Origin of the sequence: Lysinibacillus sphaericus (assembly GCF_002982115.1) — a bacterium.
In the GTDB taxonomy this organism is placed as follows: Bacteria; Bacillota; Bacilli; order Bacillales_A; family Planococcaceae; genus Lysinibacillus; species Lysinibacillus sphaericus.
The window spans coordinates 3,176,728-3,200,782 of sequence record NZ_CP019980.1 but is presented as its reverse complement, the minus strand read 5'-3'; the positions used below and the strand labels follow the sequence as shown (position 1 = coordinate 3,200,782).

Here is a 24,055-nt window from a genome sequence, read left to right as displayed (position 1 = left end):
TGTGAAATCCAAAGCAACTAAACTTCATTAGTTTGTCAAAATAATGTATAACGTAGAAATGGTTTGTCCGATTTCTCTTGATTTCACGCAATAGAAGCTAATTGTTGAGAGCAAAATATCGACTTTAAATGAAATTTACTTTTTTGTTACTAAAATTCATTAGAATTTCTCAATTGTTTTTTATAATGATGGTAATAAAAACATCAGTTTAAAATACTGGAATCGTTTTACGTATAAATGGGAGGAAGGGTATGAGCATGGGGCGTGAACAAGAGAGTCCACCACTATATGTGTATGGAACGGAAGCGAATCGATTTATTAAGTCTTCTGTACATTATTTCCCAAAGCATGCCAAAATTGCTGCGTATGAAGAAAATGAGGGAGCGAATGCAGTATTTTTAGCAAAACTAGGATATAAGGTAACGGTTTATAATTCTACTTCACAAGGACTAGCTAAAGTTCAATTACTGGCAAATATGAATGGCGTAACGATCGACACAAAAAGGGTAGAATTAATAGAGTACAAACTGCCTAAAGAAAACTATGATGGCGCAATAATGGTTTTTGGGCATTTTCCTCATAGCTTCCAATTAGTAGTACTTGATAAAATTATGAACTCTTTAAAACTAAACGGTGTATTTATGTTTGAGGTATATGAATACGCACAGCTTTTATACAATACGGGGGGACCAAAAGATATGTCTCATTTATATAATGCGGAGAATATCTTAAGATGGGCTCGTCGTTATAAATTAAAACATTACTTTACGGGGGAAGTAGAACAATATGATACGTCGATTCAAACAAGTACTCGCCGTGTCATACAAGTAATAGTAGAAAAATAATCTGTATGGTATATGAGAAGAAAAAGACAAATGACATACGAGAAATAACTTGAACTTTCTTTGTCTATCGTATCGAGGCTGGGCCAATGCGAATAAGTTTTAAGAAACAGAGAAATAATGTTCGTGTATTTTGCTTTTGCAAAAAATAGAATGAAAAACTAGTTGTCGGTAACGGAGCCTTTGGTGACATCAACGACATAACAAAAAAGTGTTAGATTGATTGCAGTCAATCTAACACTTTTGTTGTATGGCAGCTCACTTAGAAAGTGATTGTGCCACTGCTACAAACCTTTTTAGCCCTTCTTTTAATTGTTTTTCATTTGTGTAAGAATAGCTTAAACGAATCCAAGAAGATAATTGTTTTAATGGATCACAAACTTGTCCTGGCACAAAGGAAATATTTTGTTCGAAACTTTTGCTTAATAATAATTCAGTTGGAAAATTATTTGGAAGCTGTACCCATAAATTCAAACCGCCTTTTGGACTGGTCCATCGCCAATCTGTTATGGCTAGCTCTTCCTCCATGATTTCCTTTCGAATTTGAAGAGCAATTCGAATTTTCTCCAAGTGTTGTTGCAATCTTAGAGATGAAAAGTAATGGAGAAAAATTTTTTGATTGAGAAGTGGTGAGCCATTATCCGCTAACGATTTCGTTGTTAGCAATGCGTTCATTAATGATGATTGACAAATAACAGTCGCAATTCTTAAACCAGGTGAAATATATTTGCAAAAACTTCGGATATAAATGACTGTCCCAGCACTATCATAGGTATAAATGGGTGGTGGAGGGGGTTCATCAAAATATATGTCGTGATAAGCATCATCTTCAATTAATAACAGTCGATATTGTTCAGCTAATTCTACTAATTTTTTGCGCTGCTCAATAGGAACAGTATAGCCAGTCGGATTATGAAATGTCGGATTGAGATAAAATAATCGCGGTTTATATTGCTTAATATATAATTCAAGTTGTTGTAAATCGTACCCTTTTGGATGAATATCCACCGTAACAATCTGGGCTCCCTGTGCTTTAAAAATATCAATCGCAGCACTATAGCTTGGACGTTCAAATAAAACGACGTCTCTAGGCTTAATAAAAGTTTGGGCTATAAGGTGAATCGCTTGCTGTGAGCCAGAAGTAATGAGCAACTCATCTGCACTAATATGTGTTTTATACTGGTTGATAAAATACTGTGTGAGTGTTTCACGTAGTTCTAAATCACCTTGCACAGTTGAGTAAGTTGCAAGTACTTTTGGATAAAGATCAAACACTTTTTTTACGTAATCTGAAAAATAATGATTAGGTAAAAGGTTGGGATCAATTAACGCCTGCGAAAATTGATAGGAAACAGCTGGCTGATGGATTTCAGATAAATGATTTTTTTGTAAGTATGCAGAAACAATCGGATTGCTTTGATTTAGATTTTCAAAATGTTTTGTTTCGATTGATTGGACAAAATAGCCTGCTTTATCTTTTACATAAACTTTGTCATGCTTTTTTAATAATTGATAAGCCTTTAAGACCGTTAATCGATGAACATTCATTTCAGAAGCTAATTGGCGGACGGAGGGAATCTTTTCATGTTCTTTCCATTCGTTGCGTTCTATACGGTGTAGTACATAATCATATACTTTCTTAAAAAGATAATCTTTATGTTCAATCGTTTTGTCCACTTTGATTCCTCCTATTCAAAAAGATTGTATCACGAACGATGTTAATCTGTTCTATCTTTTTCAATCTGTTCTACGTTCCTTCTTTTATGATAGAAAAAAGGAGGAGATTGATATGGTGATGATTAATTATATTTTTATGTGTTTGATTTTTGGTACGACTTTTTTAGCGATTAAAATTGGTGTTGATGCAGGGGTACCTCCGTTTTTATCAGCTGGGCTTCGTTTTTTCATTGCTGGTTTGCTGCTATTTAGTTTTATGGTTTGGAGAGAAAAAACGACAATCCGGTTATTATGGCGGAAAGAGATGTTTTTTACAGGGGTATGTTTGACTTTTGGAACGTTTGCCGCATTATACTGGGCAGAACAGTATGTGACATCAGGAATTGCAGCTGTTTTATCTGCTACGGGTCCGATGATGATTATCATTATTCAAACATTGGTATTGAAACAACAAGGAAATCGTCAATCATTGATCGGTTGTGTTGTCGGAGTTATTGGTGTCACACTGTTGATTATACCTAGTTTTTCAATTGAAATAAGTACCTTCTGGATGGTTGGTTGTCTCGCCATCATAGTAGGTGAGCTATTTTATGCAATAGGAACAATTTATACGAAACATGTTATCCAAAAATTTGAAACGACATCACCAATTGCCTTAAATGCAGTGCAAATGATGTACGGCGGGATGCTATTAATTATTTTATCGTTTTTTACCGAGAACATTCAGTTTAACAATCTGTTAAATCTCGCTTCAATGGGCTCCCTTCTTTATTTAATTATTGTAGGCTCAATGATTGGGCATAGCATTTATTATTGGCTTGTTTCACGGACAAATCCAATTTTTCCTTCTACATGGCTGTATATTTCTCCCTTAATCGCTGTAGTATTAGGTGTTATTTTTTATCAAGAATATCTATCTTGGTTAACTGGCATAGGTACTTTGACGATTATTGTTGGAACGGTTCTAGTCAATTACGAAACATTGAAGAAGTTACTCTGGCAGAAAGGGACTTTGCAGCATGTTATTAAGCAAAAGATTTTCTAATGTAAGAAAATCTTATTAAAAAATCGAATTGTCAAGGAGGCAAAGTTATGCAAGTTTCTAAAGGAGTAGAGGTTTTGGAGCTTGAATTTAATGGGACCATGATCTATCCCACGCTTTTATGGGATCAAGACATGGCCGTTTTAATAGACACTGGATTTCCTGGACAAATGGAAGATTTGCGCGTAGCAATAGATAAGATAGGCGTGGCTTTTGACAATATACAAGTTGTGATTTTGACACATCAGGATATAGATCATATAGGGAACCTACCTGACATATTACAAAACGATGGAAGTAATATGAAAGTATACGCGCATGAGCTAGATAAACCTTATATTCAAGGGGATTTTCCACTTCTGAAAGATGGGCATATAGCGAATCCACCGAAGGGAAGAGTAGATGAGACGTTACATGACGGTCAAGAGCTGCCATATTGTGGGGGAATTCTCGTAATCCATACGCCAGGACATACCCCAGGTCACATTAGTCTATATTTGAGGCAAAGTAAAACACTTGTTGCAGGGGATTCGATGTATAGTGTAAACGGTGTACTGCAGGGAGTTCATCTTCCAACTACTTTAAATATAGAGGCTGCTCGCCAATCATTAAAGAAATATATAAATCTAGACATAGAATCCGTAGTTTGTTACCACGGCGGATTAAGTCTGGCAAATAGTAATGAGCAGATTTTAAAATTTCAATAGTAAAAAAAGATGGTGAGCCAAACAAAAGACAACCTCGTAAAAGATAGATTTCATGTCTAATTTTTACGAGGTGTATTTGTTATACTTTTGCCAATAGTGTGTCACAATGTTGATGTGCGATAAAAGGTCGCAAAATAAAGTAATTGAATGAATGGAAAAGTATTTGCCTAAGTGGTCACTTTCATGTATAGTATCAGTAAATTTTTGATTGTTCGTTTAGAAATTGTAACTACATATACATTATAATGAAATGTATATGTGGGACTAGTAGTAATTTTTATGTAGGAGTGTTTTGAATGGGAGAAAGAGGAAGACCTAAAGGCGCTAGTGGTGAAGAAAGTCGGGCACTACTTCTTGAAATCGCAGCAAATGAATTTGCACAACATGGATATCATGATACAAAAGTGAGTTCGATTGTTAAAGCTGCTTCATTAAGTCAACCCACTTTTTATTTGTATTTTAAAAATAAGGATGCTATTTTCGAAGAATTAGAAAATTTATTTCGCTTACGCATGATTGATTTTGCCAAAAAAAGCCGCTTACAGCCTGCATTGGAGCAAGCAACAGTAAAAGAGCGTATTATATATAACGTAAAAGAATTACTGGTGTTTTTTTCTAAAAACCCTAATTTAACACGTATTGGGTTTTATTTATCAACAAAGGCAGATGAAATAAAAGCACAAATGGTCAAGCAAATAAAAGACAATCTGGATTTTGAAGTAGATGCAGGTTACTTTCGGAAAGATTTAGATACGCAAACAGTGGCAGAATGCTTAATAGGCATAATTGAACGATTAACATTCATTCAATTACTACCACAGAAAAAACAACCACAAGAAATCGCAACGGATATTGTCGATTTACTGATAGAAGGAATGCTAAATAGAGAAAAATAGTGTTCTCAAATGGAGTTAAAAAGGAAAATTTATATTTTTCTTTTTATAGTTGAATATTACTTTTCAGTAATATAAAATTGGAATTGAAATTGGCTATAGCTATGTCGTATCGGGATATATGCTCAAGGCTTTTTAAGCAATTCCCCTCCGTTAATATAATTCCAGTATTTTATATATAGTCAGAGAGAAGATAAAATAAATAGAAGGGAGGTTAGTAGAGTCCACGGACAGAAGGTGTGCGGTTGCACTACTGGAATCATCACGATATACACGTATATTACTTTTGAGTAATATATGTAGGCTATAGTAACAATTTCTAACAAGACTAAACGAAAAGAGGGATGGTATGAGAAAGACTAGGCCACAGGTAATACCCATTCTTTCTATATGTTTATTAATCTTATATACCTTCATTGGTAGTATACCTGTGCTTGCAGCAATGAATCATCAGACAGTCCAGCAAAGCTCGTTATTAGCGGCGAGCAACATTATTTATGTGAATACAAATGTTGCTGGTGGTAAAAAAGATGGTACAAGTTGGGAGAATGCTTTTCTAGATTTACAGAGCGCATTATCAAAGGCAAAGACTGGTGACCAAATTTGGATTGCACAAGGAACATATACACCGACACGACTAGATGATGTGAGGGACGCTCGTACTGCCCATTTCAAAATGAAAAATGGTGTAGCTATTTACGGTGGCTTTAAAGGAGATAGTGATGAGGAGACAGTCGAGAATCGAGATTTCACGCACAATAAAACGATATTAAGTGGTGCACTTCCAAGTGGAGAAGCGGCATATCATGTTTTTTATCATCCAAATAATTATGATTTAAAATTAAATGCAACTGCAATCCTTGATGGCGTCACGATCTCAGCAGGACATGCGGATGGTTATCTCACTTCTCATAAGCATGGGGGAGGTATGTACAATTCAGGAAATAACCCAACTTTGAGGAATGTTATTTTTTATGGCAATAAGGCAAACTATTTTGGTGGTGGGATGTACAATTTGCAAAGTTCACCAACCTTAATGAATGTTGAGTTTACTGACAATGAAGCGAACTCAGGAGGAGGTATATTCAATTGGAATGAGAGTGCTCCTAAAATAACAAATGTGGTCTTTAATAAAAATAAAGCAACACGTAGCGGTGGGGGCATTCAAAATAATTCATGTGACATTATAATAGAGCACGCAAAATTTACGAACAATGAAGCGGCTCACGGAGGAGGTATAGCAAATTACGGTAATAGTGCCTCAACCTTAACAGATGTGACATTTAGCCAAAATATAGCATCGCAACAAGGAGGTGGGATATACAATAATGGACCTGGTAATAAGTCAATCTTAACAAATGTCATGTTTGAGCAAAATAAAGCAGCGTATTTTGGAGGGGGAATAGTTAATGATAGAGAGAGTAGCCCAAAATTCACAGATGTAATATTTAGGAACAATGAATCGGATAGTGGAGGAGCTATGTTTAATGCTAACAGAAGTGCTCCGGAATTAAATAACGTCGAATTTCATGGGAATATAGCAATAAGTAGGGGTGGTGGAATATACAATCGATTGCAAAGTAATCCACTTATCACAAATGTAATTTTTAATGGAAATAAAAGCGAGTTAGGTGGTGGATTACTTAATGAGTCTGGCAATCCATCATTAATTAATGCCCTATTTATTTCAAATAATGCGAATAAGGGTAGTGCTCTTTATAATATTTTTGCGGATTTTAGCTTGATAAATGCGACCATCTATTCAAATAGTCCAGCAGCTATTTACGGAGGTGCTGCAAATAGCAAAATTATTAATAGTATTATTATTGGAAATGGTCATACAGCAGCACTGACTGATTATCAGGGGCAGACAACAAATAGTTTGCTCGATGTGCCGGTAGAAAAAGGATACAAAGGTCAATTGTTTGATGCAACTTCAAATCCTACCGGTCCTGCAACTTATGTGCCTGATGATGTATTCGTCTCCCCAACTAGCGGAAATCTGCATTTAAAAGTTGGCGGACCAGCAATTGATGCAGGGAATTCAGATGCACATAGTATTGCCACAGATTTAGCAGGGAAAAGACGAATTCAAGGCGCAGCCATTGATTTAGGTGTATACGAAACGACACCGTACTATACAGTAACCTATAATGCAAACGGCGCAACAAGTGGTACTGTACCACAGGACAGTACCCAGTATGAAGAAAATAAAATAGTAACAGTCCAAGGGAATAGCGGTAATCTAGTAAAGGATGGCTATCTATTTGCGGGATGGAATACACAAGCGGATGGACAAGGAGAGCCGTATTTTGCGGATGAAACTTTTCAAATCGGTACAACGGATGTGATTCTATACGCACAATGGATAAAGAATCATTATACGGTAACCTATGACGCAAATGGCGCAACGAGTGGTCAAGTACCACAGGATAGTGCGTTATACGAAGAAAATGAAGTGGTAACAGTCCAAGGAAATAGTGGCAATCTAGTAAGAGATGGCTATCTATTTGCAGGTTGGAATACACAAGCGGATGGACAAGGCGCGGCGTATAATGCAAATGCAACTTTCCAAATAGGTACAGCGGATGTAATTCTTTATGCACAATGGACGAAACCTAATACGTCAACGTATACCGTAACCTATGATGCAAATGGCGCAACAAGTGGTACTGTACCACAGGATAGTACACAGTATGAAGAAAATAAAACGGTAACAGTCCAAGGAAATAGTGGACAATTAGTAAGGACAGGCTATATGTTTGCAGGTTGGAATACACAAGCAGATGGACAAGGCACGGCGTATAATGCAAATGAAACTTTCCCAATCGGTACAGCAGATGTGATTCTTTATGCACACTGGACGAAACCTAATACGCCAACGTATATCGTAACCTATCATGCAAATGGCGCAACAAGTGGTACTGTACCACAGGATAGTGCGCTATACGAAGAAAATGAAACGGTAACAGTTCAAGGAAATAGCGGTAATCTAGTAAGAGAGGGCTATCTATTTGCAGGCTGGAATACACAAGCAGATGGACAAGGCACGGCGTATAATGCAAATGCAACTTTCCAAATAGGTACAGCGGATGTAATTCTTTATGCACAATGGACGAAACCTAATACGCCAACGTATACCGTAACCTATCATGCAAATGGCGCAACAAGTGGTACTGTACCACAGGATAGTACACAGTATGAAGAAAACAAAACGGTAACAGTTCAAGGAAATAGTGGACAATTAGTAAGAACAGGCTATACGTTTGCAGGTTGGAATACACAAGCGGATGGACAAGGAGAGCCGTATTTTGCGGATGAAACTTTTCAAATCGGTACAACGGATGTGATTCTATACGCACAATGGATAAAGAATCATTATACGGTAACCTATGACGCAAATGGCGCAACAAGTGGTACTGTACCACAGGATAGTGCGCTATACGAAGAAAATGAAATGGTAACAGTTCAAGGAAATAGTGGCAATCTAGTAAGAGATGGCTATCTATTTGCAGGTTGGAATACGCAAGCAGATGGACAAGGAAAGCTGTATTTTGCCGATGAAACTTTCCAAATGGGTACAGAGGATGTAATTCTTTATGCACAATGGACGAAACCTAATACGCCAACGTATACCGTAACCTATGATGCAAATGGCGCAATAAGTGGTACTGTACCACAGGATAGTGCGTTATACGAAGAAAATGATGTGGTAACAGTCCAAGGAAATAGCGGCAATCTAGTAAGAGATGGCTATCTATTTGCAGGTTGGAATACACAAGTGGATGGACAAGGCACGATGTATCAGGCAAATGACGTTTTCCCAATCGGTACAGCGGATGTCATCCTCTATGCACAGTGGACGAAAACTAATACGCCAGCGTATACCGTAACCTATGATGCAAATGGCGCAACAAGTGGTACTGTACCACAGGATAGTACACAGTATGAAGAAAACAAAACGGTAACAGTTCAAGGAAATAGTGGACAATTAGTAAGGACAGGCTATACATTTACAGGCTGGAATACACAAGCGGATGGAAAAGGAATATCCTATGCTGAAAATGCAACCTTCCAAATGGGAAAAGCAGATGTCACATTGTATGCACAGTGGGCATCGAACCCTTCTACACCAAATGAAGGTAATGTTACGGGTCCATCCACATCGGAAGGCAATAATTCCGCTAATCCATCAAGATCCATTCAAATATCCCTCGAGACAAATGGAGGGTTATCTTTAAAGGACATAGAGATTGCCTATAATACAACAGTTAGCGACTTACCTATACCGACAAGAGAAGGTTACCGTTTTGCTGGTTGGTATCAAGACAAGGAATTAACGAAACCGTGGGATAAACGGATGCTGGTGAAAGAAAGTTTAACGCTCTATGCAAAATGGACAGCCTTACCAGAGGAAGAAGCGATAAATTCACAGCCACCTAAAACACCACAGCCATTGCCGCCAATCGTGACTTTCCAAGATATTGAAAACCATTGGGCACAGGAAATAATTGAGGCATTGGCGACGCAAGGGGTCATTACAGGCTATAAGGATGGTACTTTCCGTCCAAATGAGACGATAAGCCGCCAGCACGTAGCGGTCCTCTTGACACGTGCATTTACATTTGAGGCGAGTCGTCCATCAATAGCTTTCTCAGATGTAGCACCACATCATCCGTATTATCATGAGATTACGATCTTACAGCAGGCGGGTATTATAGACGGGATTGATGGAGCCTTTCATCCAGCCGACCATCTTACACGCGCCCAATTGGCGAAAATATTAGCGAATACATTACAGCTCCAACCACAAACTACAAGTTCATTTACGGATGTAGATAGCAGTCATTGGAGTGCGGGGTATATCGGGGCACTAGAACGGGCAGGGATAGCATTAGGTGATAATGGTAAGTTCCGACCTGAAGCTTCTGTGACAAGAGCACAATTAGCAGCTTTTTTATATCGAGCAATGCAGCAATAAATCTTTTAGGACATGAAGCAATAGAATAGCTTCATTCGGTTATATCGGAATAGAGTAAGATTTTTATAGATTAATATTACTTTCAAATAATATAAGAAAAAAATAGATAGTGATATTATTTCTGAGGAACATTATAGAGTTAATACGAGAAGGGTTACTCTGAAAAGCTGACGAGGATAAATCATAAATAACTATTCATTGTCAGCTTTTCTTTAGGTTTTGCGAGCATCGATGAATAATTTAGATTATATATTTTTAAATAATAAAATTCAGGAGATGATGAGGTTGAGTTTCAAGAAATTGAGATTTTTCGCACTTCTATATATAGCTATACACTTTTTCCTAATAACCTTATCTTCTGTAGAGGCTTCGGAGCTTGGAAAGTTTAAACCACTAACATTACAAACTTCTGGTCTTCGAATATCTGGGGGAATAGAAGTAGATAAGTATGGAAATATTTATGTTTTAGATTCGGGTAGTACTTGTGTAAGAAAATTTAAAGCGGATGGAACAAAGCTTATAGGTTTTTGTACTGGTGATCCAGGCAAACAACTAGGAGGAATTGCAGTGGATGATGCCTCTGGTAATATCTATGTATCAAGTAGAATAGAACATATCATTTACAAATTGAACTTAGATGGCAGATTGATAAAACAGTGGGGGAGCGAGGGCACTGGTAATGGACAATTTAAATATCCTCGAGGCATCGCGATAGATGATACGGGGAATGTCTATGTAGCGGACTCTGTAAACAATCGTATACAAAAATTTACTGCAGATGGAACATATATAGCTCAGTTTGGGCAAATGGGTTATCCTGCTGACATTGCACTTGATAAGGCAGGAAATATGTATATTACGGATACATTTTCCAATAGGGTTAAAAAGCTAGGTTCAGATGGCACAGATTTATCTTATGGATGGAAAAATAAATTTAGTTTACCTGAAGGAATAGCAGTAGATCCTAATGGGAATATTTATGTTGCTGATAAGAATAATTGGAGAATACAGAAGTTTACATCAGATGGAGAGTATCTAGCTCAATGGGGTGCTGAAAGTTCACTAGATGGTAAACTTATATATCCTAGCCAATTAGCAATAGATACAGCAGGGAATTTATACGTCATAGAGGGGGAAGCATTAAATCAACGTGTACAAAAAATGACTCCTTTACCCTCCGATGCAAATTTAAGTAGTCTAAAGATAGGTACATTCACAATACCTCTTTTATCGAATCATCCGAATCATCAAGTAACTGTAGGCAATGATGTTTCTATGTTAACTATCACAGCAACAGCTTTTGATTCCCTAGCCGCAATTAATATAGAAGGGAAACTATCATCTACTGGCACTTTGAGTTATCAGGCCAATCTTGATGTTGGTAGAAATATAATTCCAATTGTTGTGACAGCTCAAGATGGTCATACTAAAAAAACATACACACTTACTATAGTAAGATTAACATCGACCGATGCTAGCTTAAAAGGCTTGACTATAAATCAAGGTACATTAAGTCCAACATTTTCGGCAAATCAAGAAATGTATACAGTACAGGTAGAACATGCTGTTTCATCAATTCAAATTACAACTTCTCCAACAAGTGATGGAGCGAAGGTAGCGGTGAATAATAAAACATCATCAGAAACGGTAGAGCTAGTTGTGGGAGAAACCACAATTCCAATAGTGGTGACAGCACAAGATGGCAAAACACAAAAAACGTACACATTGACGGTCACGAGAGCATTGTCAGAGGATGCGACATTAAAGAATTTAACTGTAAGCGAAGGTACATTAAATCCTGCCTTCTCAGCAAACGAAGAAAACTACATGGTACAAGTAGGGAATGATGTTACAACACTAGATATTGCCGCAAGTACGACCGACAGCCAAGCAAGTATGACCATTAATGGTAATGTTACAACATCCGAAACAATAACATTGGTGGCAGGACAACCAACCACAATTCCAATAGTGGTGACAGCACAAGATGGCAAAACACAAAAAACATACACATTGACGGTTATGAGAGCATTGTCAGAGGATGCGACATTACAGAGATTATCTGTAAGCGAGGGTATTCTAAGTCCTGTCTTTAAAGCAGACGAAGAAAATTATACATTACAAGTAGAACATAATGTGACAATGCTTGATGTGGAAGCCGTTACTACAAATAGCGAAGCAAGTGTGACTATTAATGGCAAGCATACAGCGTTGGATTCAATAGAACTTTTAGTAGGGCAAGCAAAAACGGTATCCATCGTCGTCACAGCCCCAGACGGTAAAACCCAAAAAACATATACTCTGACAGTAGCACGCGCACCATCTAGCGATGTGACATTGCAAACCTTAATAGTAGATCAAGGCATATTAAATCCAAGCTTCCAGCCAACTATAAATAGGTATACAATTCAGCCAGATCTTGCTACTTCAACTATACAAGTGACTGCACTACCAACGAATGTTAATGCAAGTGTGATGATTAATGGGAAAACCACTACAACTGATACGATTACTATAATAGCCGGAGAGACAATGACTATTCCCATTATTGTTACAGCTCAAAACGGTGAACAGGGTGTCTATACATTGCTTGTACAAGAACCTTCTATCCCGGTTACGAGTGTAATAGTGCAGCCAACAAATTTACAATTACAGGTAGGTGGTAGCCCAGTAGCATTGACTGCAACGATATTTCCAGCAAATGCAGGTAATCAGAATGTGAGTTGGAGAAGTAGTAACCCAACTGTTGCTACTGTAGATCAAAATGGAATGGTCACACCAAAATCGGCAGGAGTAGCAGATATTATAGTAACAACAATAGACGGTAGTAGGACAGCAACCGCTCAAATCACGGTTGAGCAGGTTGTATCTAGTAATGAACCAACACCGAGTCCAGCACCTATACAAGAGCCAGTAAACAACAATGATTATTCACCATCAACACCTGTGAATATTATATTTCATACAAATGGAGGAACAGTCATAGAACCTATGGAGGTAATTTATAACACTAAACTAAGTAATTTACCTATACCGACAAGAGAAGATTTCCGTTTTGCTGGTTGGTATCAAGATAAGGAATTAACGAAACCGTGGGATAAAGGGACGCTGGTGAAAGAAAGTTTAACGCTCTATGCGAAATGGACAGCCTTACCAGAGGAAGAAGCAGAATCGTCAAAAGATTCACAGCCACCCAAAACACCACAGCCATTGCTACCAATCGTGACTTTCCAAGATATTGAAAACCATTGGGCACAGGAAATAATTGAGGCATTGGCGACGCAAGGGGTCATTACAGGCTATAAGGATGGTACTTTCCGTCCAAATGAGACGATAAGTCGCCAGCACGTAGCGGTCCTCTTGACACGTGCATTTACATTTGAGGCGAGTCGTCTATCAATAGCTTTCTTAGATGTAGCACCACATCATCCGTATTATCATGAGATTACGATCTTACAGCAGGCGGGTATTATAGACGGGATTGATGGAGCCTTTCATCCAACTGACCATCTTACACGTGCCCAATTGGCGAAAATATTAGCGAATACATTACAACTCCAACCACAAACTACAAGTTCATTTACAGATGTAGATAGTAGTCATTGGAGTGCGGGGTATATTGGGGCATTAGAACGAGTAGGAATTGCATTAGGTGATAATGGTAAGTTCCGACCTGAAGCTTTTGTGACAAGAGCACAATTAGCAGCTTTTTTATATCGAGCGATGCAGCAATAAATCTTTTAAGGGCGTGAAGCATTTCCAGTGCTTTACGCCCTTTGAGCATTTCTGTTTGTGGGAGACGCTAAATTTAGCGTTTTAAAGTATGGAAAGAAGCAATATATTGTTACTTTATATGACGTGCATGACGAAATTTGTGATGTTGCTTTTGTGAAGCAAAATCGAAAGTTTTTCTAATGCTCCTTTAATTTGGTAAATTTTTAGTTGACTATATACCCCTGTGGGTATATAGTGTATTGTGAAAGTGCTAATCAATTACATGTATTGTATTCTACATATTTTTTGGAGGGGATTTTGATGAAGAAGATTATTATTATTGGTGGAGTTGCTGGAGGCGCTTCTGCTGCGGCGAGAATTAGACGGTTAGACGAGCAAGCTGAAATTATCATGTTTGAAAAAGGGCCTCATGTATCGTTTTCAAATTGTTCTTTACCATTTTATTTAAGCGGTGTTGTAGAAGATAGTAAACGTTTATTAATGATGACACCGGAGTCTTTTGAATCAAAATATAAAATTGATGCACGTGTAAATAGTGAAGTGATTGCCATTAATCGTCATGAAAAGTCAGTAACGATTAGAAGTACACAAACAGGAGAGCTATCAACAGAAGTATATGATGAGTTAATTTTATCTCCAGGAGCTAGCCCGATTGTTCCAAATCTTCAAGGTACGGATTTACCACATGTGTTCACTGTGCGAAATGTAGTAGATATTGAACAATTACAACAAGCAATTGTTAAAAAAGATGCTCAAAATATTGCAGTTATTGGTGGCGGATTTATTGGTGTAGAGGTAGCTGAAAACCTCCGCTTAGCTGGACGCGGTGTTACTTTAGTGGAATTTGCCCCACAAATTTTAACACCATTTGATGAAGATATGGTTCAAATTTTACACAAAGAGTTATTAGATCATGGTGTGAACTTGATTGTAGGGGATGGTTTAGCAGAAATTACGACAGACTCTATTACATTAAATTCAGGAAAAACAATGGATGCTGACATTGTTGTTTTAGCGATTGGGGTTCGTCCAGAAACAACATTAGCAGTAGAGGCAGGACTAGAGATTGGTGCAACTGGTGCCATTAAAGTAAATCAAAATTATCAAACGAATGACCCGAGCATTTATGCTATTGGAGATGCCATAGAAGTGTATCATCGCTTGATGAATAAAGCGACTCGTTTAGCATTAGCTGGGCCTGCACAAAAGCAAGCTCGTGCAGCTGCGGATCATATATATGGAATAACTTCGGCTAATAAAGGTGTTATAGGTTCATCGAGTATTCAAGTTTTTGATTATGCAGCAGCTGCAACAGGATTGAATGAGCGGACAGCAAAGCAAATGGGGTTACCAGTTGATGCCGTGTATATCATTGCGCCAGATAAAGTTGGGCTGATGCCTACAAGTAATCCACTTCATTTTAAATTAATTTATGAAGTACCAACTGGACGAATTGTTGGCGCACAGGCGATTGGTAAGGGGAATGCAGATAAACGAATCGATGTCATTGCGACATTGATGACAATGAATGGGACAATTGAAGATTTAAAAGAGCTAGAGCTTTCATATTCACCAATGTTTTCAACCGCGAAAGATGTCGTCAATTTAGCGGCTCTTGTCGCAACAAATATTATGGCAGGTCGTTTTAAGCAAGTGCGTGTCAGTGAAGTACGCCAATTAGTCGAGTCAGGCGCAGTTATAATTGATGTACGTGAGCCTAATGAATTTGCAAATGGTGCAATCAAGGGTGCAAAAAACATTCCATTAAGTCAATTACGTGAGCGTATGCATGAAATTCCAAAGGACGTACCTGTCTATGTCCATTGTCGTTCTGCACAACGTAGTTACAATGCGGTAATGGTGCTAGAGCATAATGGTTATGATCAAGTTTACAATATCTCGGGCTCATTTTTAGGAATTAGCTTGTATGAGTATTTTAAAGATCAACAACTAAACCGTGAGCCAATTGTTACACAATATAATTTTAAATAATAGTTGTAGAAGTAAGGCATAGAAGTTTTCGTGAATAATACTTTGTTTGAGATATGCATTGGATAGCGTTTAAGGTCCTAAAATTACATGGAGCCCTTCTGTATTATACAGAAGGGCTTTTTGATTTTTTTGCGTTTCTCTTAGTGTTAAATTGAGCCTTATGATGATGCATTAGGAGGCGTTTCACCATCGTTCATAGCTGGGTCAATTTTTTTCTTATTTTTTGACCTTTTGAACATCGCTATCAATAGCAAGATGATGGGTAGAAAAATAGAAAAAACAGCGATAGCAAGTGGCCATGTTTGTTGGTTGTATTTATCGGAATGAATAATATTTGCATGAACAATTTGAGAGAGTGCTATTGAGATCATGCCAAGTGGCAAAATTAATGGTCGATGATCCTTTAGTTTCAGTATTTGGCTAATGCCAATTAAAGAAGCATAATAATACATAAACGCTCGTACAAATATTGTGACCATCCACATAAATGCCATAATAATTTCAATGCGCTGCAAAAATTTCCCTACAGAAATTTTTTGTGCCAATGTATAACTAGGAAATGTTCTGATAGTGGTATTGGTAACGCCTAATACGAGTATTGATAAGGCTATAAAGGAAGTAATAATAAATCCTCCCATTAATGTGCCTATATAAAATCCTTTTTTACCTGATTGTAGGTTGTTGATTACTGAAGGAAAAATCATTAATAGTACGATTAATGGAAAAGAAAATAGCCCCATAAAATGTATAATGCTATAGATAAATGGTTGAAAGGACACTTCAAAAACTGGTTGCACATGTTTTATTTCTATTTGGGGTGAAACAAAGAACAAGAAAATCATAAATACCAATAAAAAGGCAGGAAATAGAATCTCTAAAGTACGTGCAAATACTTCAATCCCTTGATATGCAGCAAATAAAATAATACAGCAAAAAAGTATAGCAAATACGACTGGAGGTGTTTCAGGCATCACCTCTGTTTGTAGGAAATTACCAATGAAATATAGTAACTCACCGGATGAAAAAAGAGTTAACAGTACAAATCCGATAGAAACAACTTTCCCGATAAATTTTCCTAGAAACTTTTCTGTTACTTCTACAAGAGAAAGATCCGCCATTTTATTTGATAACATAATAAATAGCTTTATTAATAATAAACTTAATAGAGTGCCGATTATTGCTACAATCCAAGCATCTTGCTTTACTTCTAAGGCAATACTTGCAGGTATTATTAGTACTCCTGTTCCAGCTGTATAAAGGATAACAATGATTGTGAATTGACGGGAGCTTATCAATTGTTTTTTCATAATAGCCTCTTATTTGTTATTTTTTATTTAGTAATGCTTCTTTTAGAAAGTCACTAATTGGATGAAAAATATACATAATTGCGTCCAGTGGGCTAGGAATAAAAGTTTGCAAACTGATAGCAATGTTTAAGGATGTCCCTATGACTAAAAAAATGGAAAATGTCCAAATTAGCTTTTTTCCTTCCTTTTTTAATTTAGGACGTTCGACCAAAACAATAGCAAGTGAAATCACTAATATGCCTAGAGCAATGAACATAGTGTTTTTTACTCCTTTAATTTTGAATTTTGCATCGTTCCTGAACCTTGCGTATTGACGTTTACCTTGACATTTACTTCAACATTAGGATAAATGGTATGCCAATCTTTTTTAATTTTTTTCCATTCTTTAGGGTCAGCACGATGAATCGCTTCTCCAAAACCGAGAACATCTGCGTTATATTTTTCTTGGAGAACATGCAGCGATTCATCAATATTCTTTTTGATAGATAACTCGGTTTGACGATTAATCCAATCAATCGTGGTCAATTCTGTTAAATTGATGTCACATTTAACTTCTGCAACATTTTGGACAATGTCGATACTAACGTTGATAGTAGGTGAACCGTTCTTCATTGCTCCCTTTGTTGTTGTTTTGGATTGCGTAATTTCAGTTGTTAACACACCATCAGAAGGGCATGCAATAATTTCAATAGTTGATTTTATATTATCGTTTAAGTAATTAAAACTTTTACTGTCGTACTCATCGAGATAACCGATTAATTTATCTTCTTTAAAAATGGCAAGGCCAGTAAACTTAAGTTTTACAGGTGTTTCAATTCTTTCTACGTTTGTTTGGTCAATGCCTAAACTTTTATCTCCTTGAATTTCAATAGCTGATAGAACAAAATATTGATTTCCTACTCCTAATTTTGTTACTAAGTCTTCAACATCGACTTCTAAAGTAGAGCCCCATGCATCTTGGGTAACGGTAAGCGAATTTAACATTTTTTTTGCTGGTATTTTTTCTATTGGGGTTAAGACATTTAAAATATCTTTGGCTGTTGCTTGCTGCGAAACGATAATCGTAAAATCGTTTCGTATCTCCTGATCTCTTGCTAGAAAATCAATAGAATCTCGTATGCCGTCTACAGCTAAGTCCTCTCCAAGTACAACTAATTGTATATGCGCAAAATATAATTTTCTTGGAGACAAGGCTAATATTTTTCGAATGGCTTCAAAGACAGTTTTTCCTTTCGCGTGATAAGTAACGACTGGTGCTTGTCTAGATGACGACTGCTTGGAAGAGATTTGACTAGGATCAATTACTTGTACAGAAATGGCATATTCATCATCAACAAAGTCTATACCTAGAGCAGCAACAAGTGCCAAATCATTTAATTCACGTTTACTCCAACAACCACTAAGAATTGAAATTAGAAAGATTAATGAAATTATTAGTATGGTCTTCTTCATTAGGTACCCTCATTTAACCAAATAGTGATTAGCGATTTTTTCGTCCTCTTACATTATTAATTTGACTAATGAGTCGCGGACGTGTTAGTAAAGAACCACGCGGTAAAACAATTAAAGCATCTTTTTGATCCTTCGGTATTAAAGGGGCAAATGGGCTCATATATGGAACGCCAAAAGAACGTAAGCTACATAAATGAATAATTAATAGCATAATTCCAATAAATATGCCAAACAGCCCGAACATCGCTGCCAAGCCCATTAATGGGAAGCGTAAAATACGAATTGAATTGGAAAGACCATATGCCGGGAACAGAAAACTACAAATAGCTGTTAAAGCAACAATAATGACCATTGCTGCGGACACAATGCCGGCCTCAACGGCTGCTTGTCCAATAATAAGTGTGCCGACTATCGAAATGGCTGATCCAATCATTCGCGGCATCCTCAAACCAGCTTCTCTTAAAACTTCAAAGGCGATTTCCATTATTAAAGCTTCAACAAAAGCAGGGAATGGAACGCCTTCTCGCTGCGCATAAATACTAATTAGTAGCGATGTTGGTAGCATTTCTTGATGAAAGGTCGTTAAAGAAATATAAAGAGATGGCGCAACTAATGCCAAACTAATCCCTATAAATCGAATAAGACGGATGAACGAACTAACAAATGCGCTCTGATAATAATCTTCTGCTGATTGCAAAAAGGAAGTGAATAAAGCAGGTACAATTAAAACAAAAGGTGTACCATCCACTAGAATCGCAATCTTTCCTTCTAGTAATTCTCCAGCTATAACATCTGGTCTTTCGGAATTGTAGATAGTAGGAAATAAAGTAAACTTTGTATCCTGAATTAATTGTTCAATGTAACCACTCTCTAAAATACCATCAATATCAATCTGATCTAATCGATGCAGTACTTCCTTCACTATTTTTTCATTGGCTATGCCGTTTATATACATAACGGCGATTTCTGTTTGTGTAACCTCACCTATCACTCTTGATTTTATCCATAGATTAGGGCTTTTTATTTTCCGTCGAATTAAAGCTGTATTCGTTCGTAAAGTTTCGGTGAATGATTCTCTAGGCCCCCTAATAACAGCTTCTGTAACGGGCTCTGTTATCGCCCTATCTTTGACTCGTTTAGTACTTGTTGAAATACCGATAGCAAGCCCATCTATTAATAAAATAGTTTCGCCACTTAAAATAGCATTTAACAATGATGAAAAGTCCGCAATATCTTTTATACTGCCAACGGTTATGCAATAAGCTTTTAATCGAATCGCAATTTCTTGCAAAGTAGTTTCAGATGTCACTTCAAAATTAGAAATAATAGACTCTAAGACAAAGTCGTTAATCGAGGTATTATCTGCCAGACCATCCGTATAAATAATAGCGATTGGTATCTCCACCGGTTTGCCAACTAAAAATTCACGGATAATAATATCATTGCTATTACCTAGTGAGTTTTTAATGGTCTTAATATTTTCTAGGAGAGATGTAGAAAGAGATGTAATCGTTTTATTTTCTAAGAGATTATCATTTTCGGCATTACTCACTACAGTGTCCTCCTTTAGTTTTCTATTTAATAGAATATGCAAATGATAGCGTGTTTATACCAAATAATAGAATTGCTGTTTCATAAATTCTCTAAAATCAATGAAATGAATAGAAAATAAAAAAACAGACATATGATGATTGTCTGTTTTGAAATCTATTTTTCGCTTGTCCAAATGCTAGGTTGTTCGAAGGAAACAATATCTACTATATGGTCTAGACAAACAATCTGATAGTGGATTAATTCTTTATAAGAATATATTTCCTGTGCAATCGTTGTTTTACATACAAAATCTAAATAGGCGGATTTTGTAAATATGCGTATGGCATGACCTCGAAATTCATCTTCGTTATTGACAAAGTGGAATGACTCATCAAAAACAGTGTACGCTACATACGAATCGAATTCGATATGGATTTGTGGTAATGTCTTATCAATTTCAATAGGATAGGCATCATGTAATTGAAATTCATGAATGTTGACATCCTCGCTTTTTGAACTGATAGCAGCTCTATTAATCGAAATCCTTAAAGCGTTTGTTCCAGGCTCTGTTATCTTATCTAAAAATAAATAACCTTCTCGCTGCATTAAATCCTCATAGTTCATAAAAACACCCTTCCATATTTATATAAGATTTTTGGTTATTTTATAATATTAGATTTTAAAAGTCAAAAATAAAAGAACGTATTAAAGAATAAAAATTTATCGATTTACGATAAAAAATAATTGACTTAGGTTAAATGATTCGTTTATGATAGCAACAGGATAGCAAGGGATTTGGTGCTAAATTAAAACACTGAATCAAAAATTATTTATATGGAGGGACAAAGAAATGAAGAAATATGTGTTAGCTTCAACACCAATTGTTTTAGGAGTCATCAGCTTTTTAATCTTTATGATAAAGGGGAGTAGTGTTGCACCTGATGGTACATTAGAGGAACCGTTCTTTTTAATTCCAATAGGGTTTTTGTTGTTATTTATTGGCTGCATTTGTGTAGTAGGGGTAGTATTGTTGTCGTTAATCCAAAAAACAAGACATGTTTGATTATGAATTCATTAAAAGCCCTGTTTTATTACAGGGTTTTTTGTATGGTGTAAAAATAGAATAAGAGGGCAGTTAATCAGGTAAAGGTTATTTATGGCGTTAACCTATCTTTGTACAATTTATGGTAATATTAGGTGTGGAATTATTTGTAGAGAATTGCCTGAAATGACAATGATTAAGGAGCAAAAAGAAATGGATATAAAAAAGAGTGCGCTAATTTGGTTATCCCCTTTGTTTTTTTTAGCTGCTTGTAGTGATAATGACGATGTAAATACGAAAGAAGAAAAAATGTATATTTCTTCAATTCAAAAGAAGGAAATTTATGAAATTAAACAGCCTGCCAAATCGAACGTTTCAAGAGGGCTAATTGTTGGTCACATGAACAATTCAATCAATATCAATGAAATCGAAAAAGGGCTCATGAATTTATCAGTTGACCATTTTTCTCCCAAGAGTTTTTATATGCAAGAAGGACAATATTTAGATAAAAATATTATAAATCAATGGTTAGCTAGAAAAACTGAAGAAGGTTTAGGGTTAAATCCAGCTATCGAAAATAGTACGGGCAATGTTTTAGAGGATGAAAAAATGAATCCGCTAATATTATCACATGTGTTAGAGCAAAATTTTATTAACAAAAAAAGCGGGAAAATAGAAGGAATGTCTTTAGCTATATCGTTAAATGAATTTTATGATATTCGGGTATCCGACGATAAAGGCTTGATATATACAGGGCAAGTGAAAGTAGATAATACTGATAATGATGTGAATGATGTTGCTGAGTATGGCAAAAAAGTGGCTGAAAGCATCATAAAAGACCTAAGGAAAAATGCCACAATACCTAATGTTCCAATCTATTTAACGTTATATCAAGAGTCCAATAAAAACGATATTATTCCAGGTGTTTTTTTAGCTGATACTTATATTGCAGAGGGGAAGGAGAAAATAGATAAATGGAATGACATTGATAAAAAAGACTATACGTTTCCTTCTGATGCCTTATATAGTTTAGATCAAGATACATATAATCAATTATTAAAGTTTAAGGAAGATATACAACAGAATTTCAAACATTTAAATCCTAAAATAATTGGAAAGTTGCGATATGAAAATGGCAAGCTAGCAGATATAAAAATAGAGGTACATGCCCCTTTAATAAACGATACCGAACTGATTGGGCTTTTACAGTTTATAGGGACAAAACTAAATACTATTTTATTTGACTATGTGCCTGTGTCGATTCGTATTATCGATCAAAACCAAGATATCGGCATTGTTCTATGGGATCCAAAAGAAAAACAAATATTTGCTACCCCGATTTAGTTTTAGTGACAGGCACCCAAACAATTCTGAAAATTATTCGCTTATCAATTGCGTTAATATGGAGTATCATTTAAATAGGAAGAAACTCTATATTGAAGGATGGCATTTAGACAACATGAATGAGCAATTAGTAGATTGGATTATACGCTTTCAAAGGGATCAAGATATTGAAGCATTAGCACATTTAAAAAGCTATTGTTACAACATAATTGAGCCTTTGATTGGAGAATTTACAGCGAAATATGGTGAAGAGGCAGGAGCGTTATTACGTTTAAAATGGGATAAACGCTTTTATTTTATTTTTACAAAGTATCAGGTGCATGTAGGGTTACCTTTAGATACATTTGTCCAAAATACGTATCGTTTTTATTTCATACAAGTGTTAAAAAAAGCGGGTTATTTGTAGCAATGAAAATCCCTTGATTTGTGAATAAGCAAATCAAGGGATTGTTGTTTTATTGATATAGTAAATCTTCTGCTAGATGAGTAAAGATTTCGCCAATCACTGTTTCTTCATCATATATGGAGGAACCTGTATTTTCTTCAGGCTGGGCGAAAGGAATACGGGCAATCACTTCAGTTTGGAGTAATTTTGCCAAATGTTCGGCTCCACCTTGTCCGAATAGATAGTTTTTTTGACCATCTGCCCCTTCAAAATAAGCCATGTTTTCAACTACACCAAGAATGGAATGTTTCGTATGTTGAGCCATTAAGCCTGCACGGGATGCGACGTGAGAAGCGGCCAAATGCGGTGTCGTTACGATAATTTCTTGTGCTTGTGGAATCATCGCGGCCATATCAATCGCCACATCCCCAGTTCCTGGTGGTAAATCAATTAGCAGAAAATCCAACTCTCCCCATACGGTGTTGACAAGGAAATTGCGAATCCATTTGTTGAGCATTGGTCCACGCCACATAACAGGCTGGTTCCCATTGGTGAAAAAGCCCATTGACATTAATTTAACCCCATGACTTTCAACTGGTATTACTGTTTGGTCAAGCATAATAGGTTTTTGCTCAATGTTCATCATTGCAGGAATGCTGAAGCCGTAAATATCAGCATCTAGTATGCCTACACGTTTGCCAAGACGAGCAAGAGCGACCGCTAAATTAATGGTCACTGTCGACTTCCCAACGCCACCTTTACCACTTGTGATAGCAATAAACTGCACACCTGAATGAAGCTGCAACATGTTTGGCATCCCTTGTTCGTTACTATTTTTCGCTTGTAGCAGGGACGATAGTGCACGACGTTCCTGTTCAGTCATAACACCAAAGGTAACGGCAACACTGGAGGCACCAATTGCTTGTAGTGCCTCCTCCACATCTTGCTGAATTTTCGCTTTTAACGGACAGCCTGGTATGGTTAACATAATATCCAGTGATAGATGGGTGCCGCTTATGTGAATATTGCGTACCATATTCAATGTGACGATACTCTGATGAAGCTCAGGATCTTGAACTTGTTGTAATGCGTTGATAACATCTTCTTGTACTAACATATTAGA

The 24,055-nt window shown here is 36.6% G+C and carries 17 protein-coding genes; 10 read left to right on the top strand and 7 right to left on the bottom strand.

All coding sequences use genetic code 11. The annotated features are described in order from the left end of the window. Window positions 1–251 precede the first annotated feature (251 nt). On the top strand, window positions 252–845 hold the full coding sequence (locus LS41612_RS16080; protein ID WP_024362418.1) for a class I SAM-dependent methyltransferase: 594 nt from the start codon (window positions 252–254) through the stop codon (window positions 843–845). Between the two features lie 255 nt (window positions 846–1,100). Here the strand turns inward: LS41612_RS16080 and LS41612_RS16075 are convergent, their stop codons facing one another. Beyond that, complete coding sequence (locus tag LS41612_RS16075) at window positions 1,101–2,519, bottom strand: aminotransferase-like domain-containing protein (protein ID WP_024362417.1); 1,419 nt, start codon at window positions 2,517–2,519, stop codon at window positions 1,101–1,103. Window positions 2,520–2,631: 112 nt separating this feature from the next. Here LS41612_RS16075 and LS41612_RS16070 point away from each other — a divergent pair, with 112 nt between their 5' ends. From LS41612_RS16070 to LS41612_RS16045, 6 genes are all read left to right on the top strand, one after another. Then, window positions 2,632–3,564 carry a DMT family transporter gene (locus LS41612_RS16070; protein ID WP_024362416.1) on the top strand — a complete coding sequence of 311 codons (933 nt, stop codon included), beginning with the start codon at window positions 2,632–2,634 and terminating at the stop codon, window positions 3,562–3,564. A 47-nt stretch (window positions 3,565–3,611) separates the two neighbouring features. Next, window positions 3,612–4,268: an MBL fold metallo-hydrolase gene (locus LS41612_RS16065; protein ID WP_024362415.1), complete on the top strand. Its 657-nt coding sequence runs from the start codon at window positions 3,612–3,614 to the stop codon at window positions 4,266–4,268. A 296-nt stretch (window positions 4,269–4,564) separates the two neighbouring features. Then, window positions 4,565–5,164, top strand: coding sequence for a TetR/AcrR family transcriptional regulator (locus tag LS41612_RS16060; RefSeq protein WP_024362414.1), 600 nt, complete (start codon window positions 4,565–4,567; stop codon window positions 5,162–5,164). A 346-nt stretch (window positions 5,165–5,510) separates the two neighbouring features. Continuing rightward, window positions 5,511–10,142 (top strand): InlB B-repeat-containing protein, encoded by a 4,632-nt coding sequence (locus tag LS41612_RS16055; protein ID WP_080653313.1) that lies wholly within the window; start codon window positions 5,511–5,513, stop codon window positions 10,140–10,142. A gap of 285 nt (window positions 10,143–10,427) precedes the next feature. Then, complete coding sequence (locus LS41612_RS16050) at window positions 10,428–13,877, top strand: cadherin-like beta sandwich domain-containing protein (protein ID WP_158694863.1); 3,450 nt, start codon at window positions 10,428–10,430, stop codon at window positions 13,875–13,877. Window positions 13,878–14,174: 297 nt separating this feature from the next. Further along, window positions 14,175–15,869, top strand: a complete 1,695-nt coding sequence (locus tag LS41612_RS16045) for an FAD-dependent oxidoreductase (RefSeq protein ID WP_024362412.1) — start codon at window positions 14,175–14,177, stop codon at window positions 15,867–15,869. A gap of 158 nt (window positions 15,870–16,027) precedes the next feature. Here LS41612_RS16045 and LS41612_RS16040 read toward each other — a convergent pair whose 3' ends face one another. The 5 genes from LS41612_RS16040 to LS41612_RS16020 all read right to left on the bottom strand — a co-directional run bounded on the left by LS41612_RS16040 (window position 16,028) and on the right by LS41612_RS16020 (window position 20,785). Continuing rightward, complete coding sequence (locus LS41612_RS16040; RefSeq protein WP_024362411.1) at window positions 16,028–17,176, bottom strand: GerAB/ArcD/ProY family transporter; 1,149 nt, start codon at window positions 17,174–17,176, stop codon at window positions 16,028–16,030. A gap of 16 nt (window positions 17,177–17,192) precedes the next feature. Next, window positions 17,193–17,432 (bottom strand): hypothetical protein, encoded by a 240-nt coding sequence (locus tag LS41612_RS16035; protein WP_024362410.1) that lies wholly within the window; start codon window positions 17,430–17,432, stop codon window positions 17,193–17,195. A gap of 8 nt (window positions 17,433–17,440) precedes the next feature. Further along, window positions 17,441–18,628, bottom strand: a complete 1,188-nt coding sequence (locus LS41612_RS16030; RefSeq protein WP_024362409.1) for a Ger(x)C family spore germination protein — start codon at window positions 18,626–18,628, stop codon at window positions 17,441–17,443. 28 nt (window positions 18,629–18,656) lie between these two features. Beyond that, on the bottom strand, window positions 18,657–20,180 hold the full coding sequence (locus LS41612_RS16025) for a spore germination protein (RefSeq protein ID WP_051147728.1): 1,524 nt from the start codon (window positions 20,178–20,180) through the stop codon (window positions 18,657–18,659). A gap of 155 nt (window positions 20,181–20,335) precedes the next feature. Beyond that, the gene (locus LS41612_RS16020) at window positions 20,336–20,785 is read right to left on the bottom strand and encodes a hypothetical protein (RefSeq protein ID WP_024362407.1); all 450 of its coding nucleotides are present in this window, start codon (window positions 20,783–20,785) and stop codon (window positions 20,336–20,338) included. A 226-nt stretch (window positions 20,786–21,011) separates the two neighbouring features. Between LS41612_RS16020 and LS41612_RS16015 the strand changes: the two genes are divergently transcribed. From LS41612_RS16015 to LS41612_RS16005, 3 genes are all read left to right on the top strand, one after another. Beyond that, the gene (locus LS41612_RS16015) at window positions 21,012–21,224 is read left to right on the top strand and encodes a DUF3955 domain-containing protein (RefSeq protein WP_024362406.1); all 213 of its coding nucleotides are present in this window, start codon (window positions 21,012–21,014) and stop codon (window positions 21,222–21,224) included. Window positions 21,225–21,416: 192 nt separating this feature from the next. Further along, a complete protein-coding gene (locus tag LS41612_RS16010) occupies window positions 21,417–22,547 on the top strand; it encodes a CamS family sex pheromone protein (RefSeq protein ID WP_029747201.1) in 1,131 nt (376 codons plus the stop codon). Window positions 22,548–22,662: 115 nt separating this feature from the next. Next, a complete protein-coding gene (locus tag LS41612_RS16005) occupies window positions 22,663–22,953 on the top strand; it encodes a hypothetical protein (protein WP_024362404.1) in 291 nt (96 codons plus the stop codon). A gap of 49 nt (window positions 22,954–23,002) precedes the next feature. Here the strand turns inward: LS41612_RS16005 and LS41612_RS16000 are convergent, their stop codons facing one another. Continuing rightward, window positions 23,003–24,049, bottom strand: a complete 1,047-nt coding sequence (locus LS41612_RS16000) for an Mrp/NBP35 family ATP-binding protein (RefSeq protein WP_024362403.1) — start codon at window positions 24,047–24,049, stop codon at window positions 23,003–23,005. Window positions 24,050–24,055 lie beyond the last annotated feature (6 nt).

Coding starts and splice junctions, on each gene's coding strand:
- LS41612_RS16080 (WP_024362418.1), top strand. CDS start 252: ATGAGCATGGGGCGTGAACAAGAGAGTCCACCACTATATGTGTATGGA.
- LS41612_RS16070 (WP_024362416.1), top strand. CDS start 2,632: ATGGTGATGATTAATTATATTTTTATGTGTTTGATTTTTGGTACGACT.
- LS41612_RS16065 (WP_024362415.1), top strand. CDS start 3,612: ATGCAAGTTTCTAAAGGAGTAGAGGTTTTGGAGCTTGAATTTAATGGG.
- LS41612_RS16060 (WP_024362414.1), top strand. CDS start 4,565: ATGGGAGAAAGAGGAAGACCTAAAGGCGCTAGTGGTGAAGAAAGTCGG.
- LS41612_RS16055 (WP_080653313.1), top strand. CDS start 5,511: ATGAGAAAGACTAGGCCACAGGTAATACCCATTCTTTCTATATGTTTA.
- LS41612_RS16040 (WP_024362411.1), bottom strand. CDS start 17,176: ATGAAAAAACAATTGATAAGCTCCCGTCAATTCACAATCATTGTTATC.
- LS41612_RS16035 (WP_024362410.1), bottom strand. CDS start 17,432: ATGTTCATTGCTCTAGGCATATTAGTGATTTCACTTGCTATTGTTTTG.
- LS41612_RS16030 (WP_024362409.1), bottom strand. CDS start 18,628: ATGAAGAAGACCATACTAATAATTTCATTAATCTTTCTAATTTCAATT.
- LS41612_RS16020 (WP_024362407.1), bottom strand. CDS start 20,785: ATGAACTATGAGGATTTAATGCAGCGAGAAGGTTATTTATTTTTAGAT.
- LS41612_RS16015 (WP_024362406.1), top strand. CDS start 21,012: ATGAAGAAATATGTGTTAGCTTCAACACCAATTGTTTTAGGAGTCATC.
- LS41612_RS16010 (WP_029747201.1), top strand. CDS start 21,417: ATGGATATAAAAAAGAGTGCGCTAATTTGGTTATCCCCTTTGTTTTTT.
- LS41612_RS16005 (WP_024362404.1), top strand. CDS start 22,663: ATGAATGAGCAATTAGTAGATTGGATTATACGCTTTCAAAGGGATCAA.
- LS41612_RS16000 (WP_024362403.1), bottom strand. CDS start 24,049: ATGTTAGTACAAGAAGATGTTATCAACGCATTACAACAAGTTCAAGAT.